Genomic DNA, 16,429 nt, shown 5'->3' with positions numbered 1-16,429 from the left:
TAAAAAAGATAGTCGATGTAAATATTCATGAACTTTTGAATTCATTCAACCCTAAAGAAAATATCCAAGATGAGTTTAATAAGGTTTTAACATCATTGATACCCAAAAATGGACGACTGGTCATATTTATTGATGAATTAGATAGATGCCGTCCCACTTATGCTGTTAAGTTATTAGAAAGAGTTCAACATTATTTTGAAAATGAACGAATAACTTTTGTGTTTTCTGTGAATTTGCTAGAACTAAACAATACTATCAAAAAGTTTTATGGTTCTGAATTTGATGGTGATAGGTATCTTGATCGATTTTTTGATTTTGTAATTTACCTTCCAGAACCTGATTTTAGCAAATATTATCAGGAGGTTCTCAATGTTCCGTCAACTAAGATTACTCTTTTTGATTCATATCGCAAAGATATCACTAAATACTTTGATTTTAGTTTAAGGGAATTGAATCATTTTTACAGTAGAACAAGCATAGTGCTTCAAAGTATAATTGCTAGAATATCAAAAACGCCATTATTTGCTGAAACAAAGGGAGAAGAAATTATAAATGTATTTATTATACCTTATTTTATAGCTTTAAAGATGATTAATAGCAAGTTATTTAGTGACACAATTTCTGGTATTGATGATAATAGCTTTATTGAATTTATAGGTACAAATAAACTTTTTAAAAAGTATGTTGGACTGGACGAAGACAACGACAACGATTCAAAGATATGTGCTCAAAAAATTTACCATGGGTTGTTCGTAGATGCGGATAATTCTAAGAATATAAACATTGGTGATGGAATAGTAATCATAAATTCTGAAAGAAATAAAAAACGGATTTGTGACATGATAAGTCTTGTTTCAGATGGTGCAATGTATAAAAATATATAGTGTAAGATTGATAAAAATTACGACTAAAATCTATAGCTTGATTAATTACGTTGTAATCTGCATGTTTAGACAACTATGATTATTGATAGAAATTTCAAAATATTTATGAATCGTTGTAATAGCAAAATTCTTGAGCCAAAGAATCTTCTTACTTCATTAGCAATCTATAAATATTAAAAATCAATTGTGCTAAAGCTGCATTGAAGACGTTTAATCTTGTATAATTATATATGAAAACAAAATTAGACTTTGAAACGGGTAATTGAGTATGGAAAGTAACTTTGAATTTTTAACCAAAGATCTGGATACGCAAACTTTGTATGATGCTGCCAAGGATACCGAGGACTTATACGCTATTGGCAAATTTGGCAATGAATTTGAATCAATCCGCAAGATTATTGAAAATGTTGTTGCGATGGTCTTGGATTTAAACTACGTGGATGTCGATGCGCGTGCCACCTTTAATGATAATTTGCGTATGTTGAGGTACAAAAATCTGGCAGATAGGGAAATTCTCGATACTCTTTACAAATTAAAAGCTGTTGGTAACAAAGCCGCCCACACCCTAGAGGAATACGATAAGATTGAGGCGTTAGAGGGATTAAAGGGACTATATAAAATTTTAGTATGGCTCTTTAACAGTTATTTTGACGGCCAAGAGGACGTTGCTAATTTTGTCGAACCACAAAATCATAAATTGTATCAGACTGCAGAGCGCAAACTAATCTATGTTGAAACGGGCGACAATACGGATGGTCAATGGCCTGCTTACGTTGGCTTAGAAAAAGTTGGTGATGCCACGATAGATGATTATGAGATGGACAACAAGCCCAACAGTTCCGATTTAAGAAGAGTAGCTGAGCGTAGAATCAAACAATATATGGGTACAGCTGGTGTTCCTTATAAGTTAGGGTGGGCAGAATTGGCCTATCGCAAGTTTGATCGAAGCTGGTTCCGTGATTATGATGTGCATGAGGTTTTATTGCGTTCAGGCATCAAGAAAAAAGAGATGGGAACGGGCCAAGAATGGTTTGAGACCGATCTTGATACCGCCAAGCTTGCCATTAAGGCCGTCAAAGAGGGACGCAAGTCAATTGATGCGCCCGCTGCAAATAACACAAGTATCGAGATAGTTCTGCGCCCAGAGCAGGAAGAAGCGGTTAAGAAGACAAAGAAGGCGTTTAAGAAACATGACCAAATGCTCTGGAATGCCAAAATGCGTTTTGGCAAGACCTTGTCGGCCCTGCAGCTAGTAAAGGATGAACAGTACCGGCACGTTTTGATTATGACGCATCGACCCGTTGTTGATGAGGGCTGGTTTAATGACTTTCAGAAGCTGGGCATGGCTGAAGAAGGGTATTTATATGGCTCCAAGAAGGAAGGAGAGAGTTTTGACTACCTTTTAAAGAGTGACAAGCCTTTTATTTACTTTGCCAGTCTGCAGGATTTGCGTGGATCAAAGGCTGTGGGTGGCACTGCCGGCGACAAAAACCGGGAATTATTTGAGACTGACTGGGACTTAGTAATAGTCGATGAGGCACACGAAGGTACGCAGACCGACCTGGCCCAAAACGTTACTAATTTAGTTGTTAAGAAGGGGCACACCAAGCTCTTAGAGTTGTCGGGCACGCCCTTTAACATTCTTGATCAGTATGATGAAGATACGACCTATACCTGGGATTATGTCATGGAGCAGAAAGCCAAGTATACTTGGAATAAGGATCATCCGGATGAGCCTAACCCGTATGACGGCCTGCCTAAGGTTTCGATGTATACCTTCGAAATGAATCAGAAGCTCAAGGAAGCACAGTTCCTGGATGAAGCGCACTCGTTCAACTTCAAGGAGTTTTTCAGGGTTGATGACCAGGGGAAGTTTGTTTATGAAGATAAGGTGCGGCACTTCTTAGACAATATCACCCAGCCGGATAAGAAAACTAACTACCCGTTTTCCACCAAGGAATTTCGTGCGCGTTTGCGTCATACGTTGTGGATTATGTCGGGCGTGAAGGAGGCCAATGCGTTAGAGCAATTGCTGAAGCGACACCCGGTTTTTGGAATTGATTATCGAATCGTCAACGTGGTTCGCAACGTTAATGGTGAGGACGATAACGGGATAACTTCCGAAAGTGATATCCAGCAAGTCAACGATGCCATCGGTCCCGATCCGGCGGCCACTAAGACAATCACCTTAACGGTGCGGAAGCTGACTACGGGTGTTACCATTAAGCCGTGGACAGGCGTTGTCTTTCTTTCCAACACCAATAGTGCGATGCAGTACCTGCAGGCCGCCTTCAGGGCACAGACACCATATTCGTCACCGACGTTTGGCAAAAAGACAAATTGCTACATCTTTGACTTTGCACCCGACCGCGCGCTAAAAATAATGGCGGCTTCAACCAAGCTGAACACGGGTGTGGGAAAGTTAACATCAAGTGTTCAAAAGGCCAAGATGGGAGAATTGCTCAACTTCTTGCCGATTATTGGTGAATCCGGTCAAGGGATGAAACCCTATAAGGTGGATAAGCTTCTGGCTAAGATTAAGCGTGTATACGCCGAAAAGGCTGTGCGTACCGGCTTTGATGACGATTCCCTGTACAGTGATGCCCTATTAATGCTGCAGGAAAAGGACCTCGAAGCCTTTAACAACCTAAAGGCCATCGTGGGAACAACCAAAGCCGAAAAGAAGCCCGAGAAGATTGACGTTAATAATCAAGGACTTGACCAAGAAGAGTATGACAGCGCACTTAAAGGTGAAAAGAAACCAAAGCGGCAACGGACAGAGGCTGAACAAGCTGCTATCGATAAGATGAAAGAGTTAAAGAAGCAGCGTAAAACGATGATTTCTATCTTGCGGTCGATTTCAATCCGAATTCCGATGATGATTTATGGAATGGACGTCAAACTGGACGAAGATGTGAATATTCGCAAGTTCATTGACCAGGTTGATGATAAGTCTTGGCAAGAGTTCATGCCAAAAGGCGTAACCAAGGAATTGTTCCATGAGTTCAGCAAGTACTATGACCAAGACGTCTTTATTGAAGCTGGCAGGATCATCCGGCAGCGCGTTAAGAAATTAGACAGGGAAGATCCGATTGACCGCGTTGAGCACCTGGCAGAAATCTTTGGCACCTTTCGCAATCCCGACAAGGAAACGGTTTTAACGCCGTGGCGCGTGGTCAACATGCAGTTAGGCATGACGCTTGGTGGCTACTGCTTCTATGATGATAAATATCAGTATACGACTTTTGAAGGAAAGCGTGCTAACCACTGGATTCATACCGAGTATACGGACAAGATCTTTTCTAAGAGTAGCCATATCCTGGAAATTAATGCCAAGACCGGACTTTACCCACTGTATGCGGCGATGTCAATTTACTGGCGTGAATACCAGAAGCTGAACAATGATGCTGCTGGTAAATTTAGCCTTGAAGATGAGCTAATGATCTGGCAGCGTGTTCTGCGCGAGAACATTTTCGCGATTGCCAAGACGCCGATGGCAGCAGCAATTGCCCGCAGGACCTTGGTTGGTTATCATGACATGGATGTAAACATTGAATTTGTTGACAATATTGTTGAAGACTCGAAAAAAGATGTTGATCAAGAAGCACAAAAGATTGAGGGGCTATTTAATAATATGAAATTTGATGTTATAATCGGGAATCCACCATATCAAGATACTAGCAAGGGTGATAACGATACTTATCATGCTCCTATTTATAATGATTTTATTGATTTGTCAAACCAGTTGAGTAATTTAGTAATATTAATCACGCCAGCCAGGTTTTTATTTGATGCAGGTAGTGCTCCAAAAGACTGGACTAAAAAGATACTAAATGACACTCATATGAAGATTGTTAAGTACATTCCGGTGAGTTCAGACCTTTTTCCTAGAACGGATATAAAAGGTGGAATTGTAATTCTACTGTGGAATAAAATTAAGAATCTCGAATCAATAAAAGAAAAATATAGTCCAGCTAACATATTTATTCCTTATGAAGACCTAAATTCTATCATGCATAAAGTTATGACAAATAATTTTATTAGTCTCAGTAACATAATATATTCTAGAACGGCGTATAAGCTTACTAAGAAAATACATGAAGATCATCCAGACTTTATAGAAAGAATAAGCAAAGGACATGATTATGATATGTCATCTAATATATTTAATATAATCCCGGAAGTGTTTTTTGATAGCAAACCTAATGATGGACACGAATATGTAAAAATTATTGGAAGAGAAAAAAGTAAAAGAAAAGAAAAATTTATACGAAAAGAATATGTGTTTAATAAGCATAATTTAGACAAGTATAAAGTTTTTATTCCGCAAGCTAATGGGAGCGGATCTTTGGGGGAAAGGCTCAGTACCCCACTAATCGGTACCCCACTAATGGGTAGTACTGAAACTTTTATTAGTGTCGGTTCTTTTGATAATTTATTGGAAGCAAATGCAGTAATGAAATATATAAAAGCTAAATTTTCTAGAATAATGTTGGGTATACTAAAGGTTACACAACACAATAATAGAGAAACTTGGCGTTTAGTCCCTCTTCAAGATTTTACTCCAGAGTCAGATATTGATTGGACCAAGTCGGTTGCTGAAATCGACCAGCAATTATACAAAAAATATAACTTGTCTGAAGATGAGATTAACTTCATCGAGACGAAAGTACAGGCTATGGACTAATGGAAGAGAACTTAATCAAGTCTGCCGCGCGGGTTAAAAACTTGGGCGAGGTTTTCACGCCGAAGAAAATCGTGAATTTCATGCTGAATCAACCAGAAATCAAGGCCAAGATTCAAGACCTAACTGCAACTTTTTTAGAACCTGCTGCAGGTGAAGGAGCATTTTTGGTTGAACTGCTAAAAAGAAAGATGCATGTGGCTGAGGATCAGAGTCAGACGGCAAAGGAATACGGTGAAAATTGCTTGATTGCCCTGTCCACACTCTATGGTATTGAAATCATGGAAGACAACGTGGAGATGCTAGTTATGAACATGATCATGACTTTTACCGAACAGTACAGTCATGTGACGATCACAAAGTTTTCGGCAACAAGGCCAGATAGTCATGTCTTAAAGAGTGCCCAAATTATTATTAAGGCTAATATTGCTCAGGGCGATGCTTTAAAAGGCACGACGGCTGATGGATCACCGATTATCTTTTCGGAATGGAAGCTCATTAATGGTAGGGTCAAGAAGGTTGAACGTTTAGAATATACCTTTGAGTCGATTCTCAACGGTGGCGAACCTGAGAGTGCACAGAAGCAGCAGTTTGAGGAACTCGATTTGTTTGCTGATTATTCTGAAACTGAACAGGATGATCAGGAAGAGACGCCGGAGAAGAAATACGCAATTGTCAGGTGGACAGATATTTATAAAGAAGAATTAGAATAAGTATTTAACTAATCAGTGGGTGTTATTGCATCAGAACAAAAGGACGTTATTACAACGCCCTTTTGTTTTACTCTTATGTGGTTGAAACGTTATTGTTGGGAAGAATGCACTGGCCATCGGCCTGACCGCGGCAGCCGTGGTTAAGATGTTGATTGCACAATTTAACCATAATAAGGGCTTCATCTACCAGGTTAATCGCAAAGAAAGCACGCAGCAGACTATCCCGCTGCCCCAAGAAGTGGAGAAGGCGCTGGTTTTGACCAGGGCCGAAAACTCGGGCTTGTTAAGGATAGTAGCGAGGGATTCAACGATTTGTCTGCCTGGAAAAAACGCTGGGCTAAATAATGAAGTATAAATCCATAAAAACAAAATTCACTATTGGCGTTGTGCTAGCAGTGAATCCTTTTTGCTTGGCAGAAAACGTACTAGAATTAAATTAAGGAAAATTAGATAGCAAAGATAAAAATGCAGGGGACAAGTTCAATGGCCGATCAGCAAATCATTAGCGAAAATTTAACGATGAAAGAAATCTTGGTTGCCATGCGCCGGTTAGGCGATCCCGTAACCAGGAAGGAAATTCGCCAGGAACTGCGCGAGAGTTCAACGGTGATTTCTGAAGATGAGATAGATGAAATCAAAGTATCAAAGAAGACTGGCAAGCCATACAGTCCCTTTACTTGGACTTTAAATTATGCTGTTAAATATTTAATTTGTGCCGGATATCTAATCGATGATAGCAATCATGTTGTTGAGTTTTCGGCGAAGGGGCGGAGCATTGACCTATCAACGTTTGATGCTGCACGGGATGTGCGGCCCATTATTGAGGCGCAAAGTACGAGTCAAAAGAAAGTTAAGCAGACGATTAGGCAGGAAGTTAATGAACAAATTGATGATGACGAGGAAGCCGAGACCTGGCGGGAAAAACTGCTCGATGCGCTTTTGAAAATGCATCCGCAAAAGTTTGAGTTATTTTGCCGCGGTCTTTTAACCAGGATGGGAATTGATGTGGATCCGGAAATTGGGGTAAGTTACGTTGCCGATGGTGGTCTAGACGGCTTTGGCTATGTTCAATCGGACGATTACCGGACGACGCGCGTCGCTCTGCAGGCCAAGCGCTGGCAGGGCAACGTCCCGGTCCCAGATTGATAAGTTTCGCGGGGCGATGGATAAGTACAATGCCGAGTTCGGTATCTTTATTACAACATCTGACTTTTCGCGCGAAGCAATCAAGACTGCCCGGCGGGGCACGAGAATTATCACGCTCATTAACGGCGATGGGATTTGCAATTTAGTGGCTAAATTTAAGTACCACGTTGAGCCCAGGACAACCTACCATCTGGATGATTTTTATACGGACAAGGACTAACTATTTATCCTAGTTAAGTAAACACCAAGCCCACTTCCTTGCCTGCAGTTGACAAAGCCTATCTTGCATGCTTAAATGAAAACTAAATTAATAGATTCATCTTGAAGAGCAGAGTAGCTGCTGATGGGCGCCTTGAAAGAGAGCTGGCAATGGTGGAAGCCGGCAGGCAGCAAGTAGTGAATATGGGCTTGGAAACGATGCCTGCCGGTGACAGTTAGCCGGCAGCGGAATGCACCCGTTATCAAGTGCAGGCTGCTAGATGGCAGCCAGTGAGGTTTATTGCGTAAGCAGTAAACAAATTAAAGGTGGTAACACGAAGCACTCGTCCTTGATACAAGGATTGAGTGCTTTTTTATTTAGGAGGCAACAAATGGCGAAGACGGTTTTTACAAATACAAAAATTTTTAATGGCAAAGACGAAAAGATCCAACAAGATCAATACATGCTGGTGGATGATGAAACGGGCAAGATAGTTGCGCTAGCCAGTGGTCAAATACCAGCAGCTGACCGCACAATTGATCTGCAGGGCAGGTACGTGATGCCGGGGCTGGTTAACTGCCACACTCATATTGTAATGGATTCGAATACAGCAGATGGCGATACGCGTGCCGACGTAGTTGAGGCTACTGTGCGCAGCGTAGGGCATTTACACGACCTGTTAAAGTCAGGCGTGACTTATATTCGCGAATGTGGCAGCTCTTTTGACATCGATATCGCCTTAAATAACTTGATTAAGGAAGGCAAGTTGACCCGTGTGCCGGAAATCATGCCGTCGGGTCGCCCGTATTCAATGACTGGGGGCCACGGTGACCTGCCCAACTTTGCCCATCTGGTTGATTCACCTGATGAGATGCGCAAGGCGGTCCGCCGGGGCATCAAGAAGGGGGCAAAGGCTATTAAAGTCATGGCAACAGGCGGCGTAATGACTGAAAATGATTTCATGGATGATCCTCAACTTAGCGAAGCAGAAATTCATGTTGCAGTTGAGGAAGCACACCATAAAGGCTTTATTGTCGCAGCCCACGCTGAGGGCAACCCGGGCATTCTAAATGCTATAAAAGCCGGCGTTGACAGTATCGAGCATGGCTTTTATGTCAATGACGAAGAAATTGCATTGATGCTCAAGAAGGGCACGTACCTGACCCCAACAATTGTGGGGGCTTGGGCCTTCATTGAGTACGCGCCGGGCAAGATTCCTGAATGGGAAATGGCCAAGATTGCGGCTGCTTGGAAGGACTTACGGGGCAACATCACGTATGCCAAAAATGCTGGTGTGCCAATTACGCTGGGCACTGATGCCGGTACGCCTTTTAATGACTTTACGATGACACCGCAAGAACTGCCTCTGTTGGTTGAGCAAGGTTTCACTAATTTTGAGGCGCTTCAAACCAGCCTGAATTCAGCTAAGTTAATGAAGATTGCAGATGAATATGGCACCTTGGAAGAGGGCAAGTATGCAGACTTTTTAGTTTTGGATGAAAATCCCTTAGAAAAAATTGCCGCAGTTGTTCAAGAAGACAAGCAGGTCTACAAGAAGGGGCAGCGAGCTTATTAGCTAACCTGTAAAAGTGGCACATGAGTTGACCTGACTAGCAATCTTTTGGAGTAGCAGTTAAAAAAACAGTTATCTTAAATTTTTTAAATAAAACTGTAATTATTTGTTAATGATGGTTAAAATATGAGTAAGACATTTACTCGCAAGGGAGGATTTAATCAATGAAAGTTTTGCTATATAACATGACCCCAGAACAGCAGGTATACGTTGACAAGTGGAGTCAGCAGCATCCAGAAGACACGCTAGTGACGACCGCAGACGACTTGACCCCAGAGACAGTTGACCAAGCCAAGGGGTACGACGTGGTCAGCGTTTTGCAGGTCTTTGACATTAACGATGAAGTGGTCTATCAAAAACTGACCGCTTATGGAATTAGCCAGATTGCCTTAAGATCTGTTGGCTACAACATCATCAATTGGGACTATGTCCACAAGTACCAGATGTTGGTTACCAACACCCCAGCCTATTCGCCCCGGGCCGTTGCTGAAAACACGTTAACGTCTGCCATGTTTTTACTGCGCAAGTGGGGGCCGATTTTCAAAAACGAAAGAGAAGACCTGAACTTTGTTCGCAGCACAGACTTGATGAGTGATGAAATCTATAATCAAACGGTCGGTATTATTGGTCTGGGCAGGATTGGCTCAGCTACGGCAGAAATATTCCATGCCTTAGGGGCACGCGTCATTGGCTATGATGTAGTAGAAAATCCAGCCAATGAAGCCTTTCTTGAGTATACTGACTTTGACACTGTAGTTAAGGAGGCGGATATTCTCACTCTGCACACGCCACTTGAGCCGGGCATGGAGGATATGATCAGTGCCAAGCAGTTTAGAGAAATGAAAAATACCGCTGTGATCATCAACGCCGCCCGTGGCCCCCTTATTAATACTGCGGACTTGATTAGCGCGTTGAAGAGCAAGGAAATTGCCGGTGCAGCCTTGGACGTGATGACGGGTGAAGAAGCAATCGTCATGAAGCATTTTAATGACCTAAGTGAACTGCCGGCAGATTACCAGGAGCTGGCAAAGATGCCGAATGTGGTCTTCACCCCGCATTCAGCCTATTACACCAAAACGGCAGTTAAAAACATGATTGAACAGAGCATGACGGATGTTAAGCGGGTCTTAAACGGGCAAGCACCAGTTTATCCCGTTAATGAATAGTGTTTGCCTCATTAGATGACTGATCTTAAAGATTAGTCATCTTTTTTTCGCAAAATTATCAAATTTTGCTTTTATCCTTTATAATTGTAATATTGATATAATAGCTATAGTAGAAAATAGTCGGAGGCAAGAGATGGAAAGGTTTCATCACAAATATACGCTACCGGCCATCTTGCTTTTGCTAGCCGCTGCGGTAGGACTTTTGATTACAGGCTTGGCCAACATGAACAGCCAAACCACCTTGCCGCCGGCTGCTAATTCTAGTGCAATTGGCGTAGAATTAAACCAAAATTACGGATATATTGACCTGCATGAATTGCAGGCTAATGGCATTTCCTTTGTTTACCTGAAAAGTACCCAGGGACGATCATACTTTGATGACCATTATCTGTCCTACCGTGACCAGATTTTGGGAACAAAATTGGCCTTTGGTACCAGCATCGCTTATAGTAATGAATCAACGCCCCTGCAGCACTACCGCTACTTTATAAAAAAAGTGGGTAAAAATACAGGTAGCCTGCCTGTCTTAATCGAGCCAGCTGTTGATGATCATAGCCTGCACTATATTAAGCAGATGGCTGCATTCACGCAATTGCTTGAGAATCAAGGCAAGCGGGTGATGGTGGAAATTGAGGTCAAGTATAAGAAGTATTTTCCTCGGGGCGTTATTTTTATTACTAGAGGCAAAAAGGCGCCAAACAAGATGCAGTATTCCTTTTGGCGCTACACTAATAGCGGACGGGTGAAGTCTGTCGAGGGATTAGAAGACCGGGTGGCCATGCTGGCATATAACGGCACAGTAATGCAATATAAACAGAAATATGGGCAGTTAACACAATAATGAAAAAAGAAATTCAAGCAGTTCTAACTAAAATGGGTTTTGACCAACCAACCTTAATTCAAGAAAAAACAGCCAAGACGATTAGCCGTGGCGCCAGTTGTATTGCCCTGGCCAAGACAGGAACTGGCAAGACCCTAGCATATGCTTTGCCTGCCATGGAACAGCTTGAGCCAGGCAAAGCAGGCAGTCTAGTTATTTTTGCCCCAACAACAGAATTAGCGGTGCAGATTCGTCATGCTATTGATCCTTTTATTAATGCACTGGAACTTACAGGCGTTACCCTAGTTGGAGCGGGCAATCGCAAGCGCCAAGAAGACAACTTAAAGAAAAAGCACCCTGAAGTGGTCGTGGCTACGTCAGGGCGCTTCTTTGACTTTTTCTCAAGTGGGCGCATTAAGGTAGAGCAGATTAAGATCCTGGTAATTGATGAAGCTGATGATATATTGGAATTCAGCAAGATGGAGCTTCTCAGTTCACTAGGGCAAAACATGAGACCTGATTCCCAGATTTTGCTCTTTGGTGCTACTGAATCGGAGGTTACGCGCCAAGCCGATGAGCTTTTTGACCGGCACTTTGAGCTGGTGGACGTGCGTCCTGACCAAGAGAGCACAGTCAAAAATTATTTCTTGCAGATTGATAATAATCATAAGGTTGACTTTGTGCAGCGGCTAATGCGGCTTGGCCATTTTAAGGGCATCCTCTTTTTTGATAGCAATCAAACGATGATGCGTTTTGCAGGGATATTGGCCCACACCAAAACCAAGTTTGGTCTATTGGCCAATGAATTTGGCAAGCAAAAGCGTGAAGAAGCATTACGAAACTTTAAGGCAGGCAGAACCAGGTTGCTGCTAGCAACGGACCTAGCTGCTCGCGGTCTTGATATTGTCGGTGTTACCTATGTTGTTAACTTTGATATTCCAAGTGAAACCAACACCTACCTGCACCGCGCCGGTCGTACAGGTCGCATGGGTGCCAAGGGCTATGTTGTTACTTTAGGTGACGATCATGACTTGCGTGACTTGAAAAAATTGCTAGACAATTCGGTCCAGCTTGAGCGTGTTTACTTTGCAGGCGACCAGTTGTCAACCCAGATACCAGTAAAAAAGGAAAAGCCGATATCATTGCCGCTTAAAGAAGTGCAAGCTACTAGTAAAAAGAAGAAGCACAAAAAGCGCCACCTCAAAAATAAGGGCTATCACCCACATTATTTGAAGAAGAAGGAAGAAAGATGAGTCGTTTAGTTGCCTGGTTGGAAGATTATGTTTTACCGCTTGCCAATAAGTTAGCGCAGACACGCTGGCTTGTGGCCCTTAGGGATGCTTTTGTCTCAGTAATGCCGATCACACTTGTTGGTTCGGTTGCGGTCTTGATTAAAAGCTTGATTGCAGCGGCCAAAACACACTTTGGCTGGCATGCCTTTGCCTGGGCGATGCAACCCTTTGTACTGGCCAGTGACATTGTCTGGCGTGGAACCTTTGCGCTTTTTGCACTCTTTTTGTCAATGTCTTTAGGCTATCATTTGGCTAAAAGCATGGAAGTTGATCCAATTGCGGGAGCAATTGTTTCGCTATCGTCACTAGCCATGAGTATTGCTAACTTGACCCATTTGAAGGTGGGGGACAAGACTATTGCAGTCCATCATGCATTTGATATTTCCCAATTTTCAACTACTGGAATTTTTACTGCTATCTTGTTTGGCACGATCGGCGTTTCAATTTTTGCACTTTGCATCAGGGCGCGCTTGACAATCCACATGTCTGCCAGTCTGCCGCAAGCAGAACAAACGGCCTTTGATTCCTTAATTCCAGCAATTATTGCCATCTTCAGCGTGGGTATGATTAATCTGGTCTTTCAGACAGTCACAGGAACTTTCTTTGGCAATTGGCTGCTACATTCGATTCAAACGCCATTAGTAAAGCTGGGGCAAGGTTTTGGCATGGTCCTTTTGGTGACGCTACTGGTGCAGCTATTTGGCTTTTTTGGCATCAATGGCCTCAGTGTTTGGGCCCCAGTACTTGATTCAATCTGGCTGACCGCACAAAATGTTAATGTGACGGCAGTAAAAGATGGAAACTCTGCACCATTTTTGTGGGTGCATGACTCCTTTAATGTTTTCGTCTGGTTTGGTGGAACAGGTGGCACATTGATGTTGATTGCAGCTATCTTGCTGTTTTCTAAGCGCAGTGACTACCGCACCATTGCCAAAGTGGCCCTGGCTCCGGGCATTTTTAATATTAATGAGCCTATTATTTTGGGCTTGCCAGTGGTCCTTAACCCGGTCTACTTTATCCCCTTTGTTGCGGCGCCGTTAGTCAACGTAGCTTTTTCCTACTGGGTCACCATGATGGGCTTGGTCAATCCTGTCCAGGCTGCCATTCCCGGCATTGTACCACCAATTATTGGACCGTTCTTAGCTTGCAACTATGACTGGCGCGCTATCGTCTTGTGTATTGTCAATATGTTAATAGCCCTGGCCATCTGGACTCCATTTGTCTTTGCCGCTGATAAAATTGCTGATGCCAACAGTCCCCAAAACTATTTCACACAGCAATATTAATTACGAAAAAATTGACTTTTGGCCCTTGTGTTTGGTAAAGTTAATTTCGTACGACCCTGTAGTTCATCTGGATAGAACAATGGTCTCCTAAACCGTAGAGGTGAGTTCGAATCTCACCGGGGTCATAATTTGGAAGTATATTTATTACTAGTATTGGGCTATTAATTAATCGCGCTACTCATAAAAAAGCAGTGCGATTTTTATTTTATCTCACGGGCCAACGCATTAAAATTGCAATTAAGACAGCAATAAAAACAAATCCCCCAATTGCCGTCAAAAGCAAAATACGGCGGTTTTTGCGCGTCCTTTTATAGTCAAAACTGAAAACGAAGCTGAAGCTAGCGATGACAATTAACAATCCAGTTATAAGCAATAAGGCAAAGTGGTAGTGCAATTTGTTCTCCTTAGTTATGTTTTACTAATAATTAAACCACATCATCTTGTCTTTTAGACATCAATTTATTAATATTAAAGTGGAGGCTTATATGACAAAAATTAAAGTAATGATGGTATTTGGTACCCGTCCTGAAGCCATTAAGATGGCTCCGCTGGTACTAAAGCTGCAAGCAGATGAACGCTTTGAAGAGATAACCGTGGTGACTGCCCAACACCGCGAAATGTTGGACCAGGTACTTGCTATTTTTAACATCAAGCCAGACTATGACTTCAATATTATGAAGAAGAACCAGTCGCTTGGGGCAATAACCTCCAAGGTAATGCTCGACATGGCAGATGTGATTAAGGCGGAAGAACCTGATATTGTTTTGGTTCATGGTGACACGACTACTAGCTTTGCTGCGGGTTTGGCTAGCTTTTACCAGCAGTGTCCACTTGGCCACGTGGAAGCAGGCTTGCGCACGTGGAATAAGTATTCGCCTTTTCCAGAAGAAATGAACCGGCAGATGACGGATGACTTGACCGATCTCTACTTTGCGCCAACGCAAATGAGCAAGGATAACTTGCTCAAAGAGAATCATAGTGCCCAAAATATCTTTGTTACGGGCAACACAGCAATTGATGCCTTACAGCAGACTGTTCAAAAAGACTACCACCACGAGGTGCTGGATGTGATCAGACCAGGGCATAAGATAATTCTGGTAACGATGCACCGCCGCGAAAACCAAGGAGAACCGATGCGGCGAGTATTCAAGGTGATGAAACAGGTGGTGGACAGCCATGATGATGTAGAAATCATCTACCCGGTCCACCTATCGCCTAAGGTGCAAGAAGTTGCCCGCGAAATTTTGGGTAACGATGAACGGATTCACTTGATTGCGCCCCTTGATGTGGTTGACTTTCACAACTTGATCAAGCGCAGTTACTTTATCATGTCTGATTCAGGTGGCGTCCAAGAAGAAGCTCCAGCGCTCAACAAGCCAGTCCTTGTTCTACGAGATACAACTGAACGTCCGGAAGGTGTAGAGGCAGGCACCTTGAAGTTAGTAGGAACTCAAGTGGAGGGAGTTCGCACCGCCATGCTAGATCTCCTGGAAAATCAAAAGATGTATGATCAGATGGCCAATGCCAAGAATCCATACGGTGATGGACACGCTGCTGATCGAATCATGGATGCCATTGCATACTACTTTTCTAATCAAAGGGGCAAGCGTCCCCAAGACTTTGAATAAAAGTAAGGGATGAGCAAACTGCATTAAAAAAGTCCAAAACCAACTTAGGTTTTGGACTTTTTGCTTATTTTGACTTGTTATCAGTATGTGACTTGATGCGGGCCTTAGCGCGTTCAATCATGGTCTTCTCTTGGGCCTGAAAGACTGAGCGCGTGGTCAGGTAGTTGAAGATGCCGACCAAGAGCTGGTCGATAATCTTAACTAGCAAGGCATTCAAATTCAACCAAGACAGTCCCACCAGCATAATTAAGCTATCTGGGATAAGGCTGATAATGCGGTAGGTGAAGAAGACAATTAATTTGTGCCAAGTGGAATGGTCGCGGTCAACATTATTAATAAAAACCGCCTTTTGGTTAAAAACAAAGGACGCCAAATTAGAAACCACAAATGCGATCGTATTGGAAATCAATAGCGCGCTATGACCCCACTTGTGCAAGGCCATAAAAACGACGGTATTGATGAGTGCAGCGATAAAACCAAAGATCATGTATACAAACAGGTTGCGATGACGCTTGACCACTGTTTGGGCTAAGGAGTGAATGTGGGGATCCTCAGTTGAGTTGAACTTGCTGGTATTATTCATTTTGTCTTTAACCATTTAACTGATCAGCCATTTCCTGGGCGGCATTATCAATGAGTTCAATTGCTTCATCGTCAGGTGCATTTTCAATTGTTACCGGCTTGGTTAATTCCTGGGCGCCAACTTGCTTAAACATCTTTTCAAAGTCATAAACGTTTTCGCAAAAATGATCAGCGTAGACCATGTCTCCACTGCCCATTACGGCAAAATGTTTGCCACTTAAGTCTAACTCTTGGAGCTGGGCGTAAAAGTCTGCCACCTCGTCAGTCATTGTGCCCTCACCATAGGTATAGGTTACAAAGATGCACAAATCACTATCTAAGTAGTCGCTAGCATCAGTGAATTCGGCCTCACTAGTATCGACATCAAAGCCCAGGTCCTGCAAATCCTCTTCTAAAATTTCTGCCATATCAGCATCATTGCCAGTCATGCTAGCGTAGACAATTTTCGCCTTCACG

12 protein-coding genes, 1 tRNA gene and 1 pseudogene are annotated in these 16,429 nt (G+C 42.7%); 12 read left to right on the top strand and 2 right to left on the bottom strand.

Annotation, left to right across the window (positions count from 1 at the left end; all coding sequences use genetic code 11):
• Positions 1–35 precede the first annotated feature (35 nt).
• The 12 genes and pseudogenes from AC2JF7_RS03810 to wecB all read left to right on the top strand — a co-directional run bounded on the left by AC2JF7_RS03810 (position 36) and on the right by wecB (position 15,391).
• Entirely contained in the window at positions 36–884 is an 849-nt protein-coding gene (locus AC2JF7_RS03810; protein ID WP_500727265.1) for a P-loop NTPase fold protein, read from the top strand.
• A 268-nt stretch (positions 885–1,152) separates the two neighbouring features.
• Entirely contained in the window at positions 1,153–5,571 is a 4,419-nt protein-coding gene (locus AC2JF7_RS03805) for an Eco57I restriction-modification methylase domain-containing protein (protein ID WP_500727263.1), read from the top strand.
• The gene (locus AC2JF7_RS03800) at positions 5,571–6,281 is read left to right on the top strand and encodes an N-6 DNA methylase (RefSeq protein ID WP_500727262.1); all 711 of its coding nucleotides are present in this window, start codon (positions 5,571–5,573) and stop codon (positions 6,279–6,281) included. Before AC2JF7_RS03805 ends, AC2JF7_RS03800 begins: the two co-directional genes overlap by 1 nt.
• A 145-nt stretch (positions 6,282–6,426) precedes the next feature.
• Positions 6,427–6,636, top strand: coding sequence for a hypothetical protein (locus AC2JF7_RS03795; protein WP_500727260.1), 210 nt, complete (start codon positions 6,427–6,429; stop codon positions 6,634–6,636).
• Between the two features lie 128 nt (positions 6,637–6,764).
• Positions 6,765–7,647 (top strand): annotated as a pseudogene (locus AC2JF7_RS03790) (restriction endonuclease).
• Positions 7,648–8,017: 370 nt separating this feature from the next.
• A complete protein-coding gene (locus AC2JF7_RS03785; RefSeq protein WP_500727258.1) occupies positions 8,018–9,202 on the top strand; it encodes a metal-dependent hydrolase family protein in 1,185 nt (394 codons plus the stop codon).
• 161 nt (positions 9,203–9,363) lie between these two features.
• Positions 9,364–10,365 carry a D-2-hydroxyacid dehydrogenase gene (locus AC2JF7_RS03780; protein ID WP_500727257.1) on the top strand — a complete coding sequence of 334 codons (1,002 nt, stop codon included), beginning with the start codon at positions 9,364–9,366 and terminating at the stop codon, positions 10,363–10,365.
• Positions 10,366–10,498: 133 nt separating this feature from the next.
• Positions 10,499–11,206, top strand: a complete 708-nt coding sequence (locus tag AC2JF7_RS03775) for a GH25 family lysozyme (protein WP_500727255.1) — start codon at positions 10,499–10,501, stop codon at positions 11,204–11,206.
• The gene (locus tag AC2JF7_RS03770) at positions 11,203–12,438 is read left to right on the top strand and encodes a DEAD/DEAH box helicase (protein WP_500727389.1); all 1,236 of its coding nucleotides are present in this window, start codon (positions 11,203–11,205) and stop codon (positions 12,436–12,438) included. The genes AC2JF7_RS03775 and AC2JF7_RS03770 overlap by 4 nt, the downstream gene beginning before the upstream one ends.
• The gene (locus tag AC2JF7_RS03765; protein WP_500727253.1) at positions 12,435–13,763 is read left to right on the top strand and encodes a PTS sugar transporter subunit IIC; all 1,329 of its coding nucleotides are present in this window, start codon (positions 12,435–12,437) and stop codon (positions 13,761–13,763) included. The genes AC2JF7_RS03770 and AC2JF7_RS03765 overlap by 4 nt, the downstream gene beginning before the upstream one ends.
• Positions 13,764–13,815: 52 nt before the next feature.
• Positions 13,816–13,888 (top strand) — tRNA-Arg (locus AC2JF7_RS03760).
• Positions 13,889–14,248: 360 nt separating this feature from the next.
• Positions 14,249–15,391 (top strand): non-hydrolyzing UDP-N-acetylglucosamine 2-epimerase, encoded by a 1,143-nt coding sequence (gene wecB / locus AC2JF7_RS03755; protein ID WP_500727252.1) that lies wholly within the window; start codon positions 14,249–14,251, stop codon positions 15,389–15,391.
• Positions 15,392–15,455: 64 nt separating this feature from the next.
• Here wecB and AC2JF7_RS03750 read toward each other — a convergent pair whose 3' ends face one another.
• A complete protein-coding gene (locus AC2JF7_RS03750; RefSeq protein ID WP_500727387.1) occupies positions 15,456–15,974 on the bottom strand; it encodes a GtrA family protein in 519 nt (172 codons plus the stop codon).
• A 7-nt stretch (positions 15,975–15,981) separates the two neighbouring features.
• Positions 15,982–16,428 carry a flavodoxin gene (locus tag AC2JF7_RS03745; protein ID WP_500727250.1) on the bottom strand — a complete coding sequence of 149 codons (447 nt, stop codon included), beginning with the start codon at positions 16,426–16,428 and terminating at the stop codon, positions 15,982–15,984.
• Position 16,429: the final 1 nt, after the last annotated feature.

The organism is Lactobacillus sp. XV31L, from assembly GCF_059900865.1.
The sequence above is the reverse complement of the archived record's forward strand: the minus strand, read 5'-3'. Positions and strand labels throughout refer to the sequence as shown.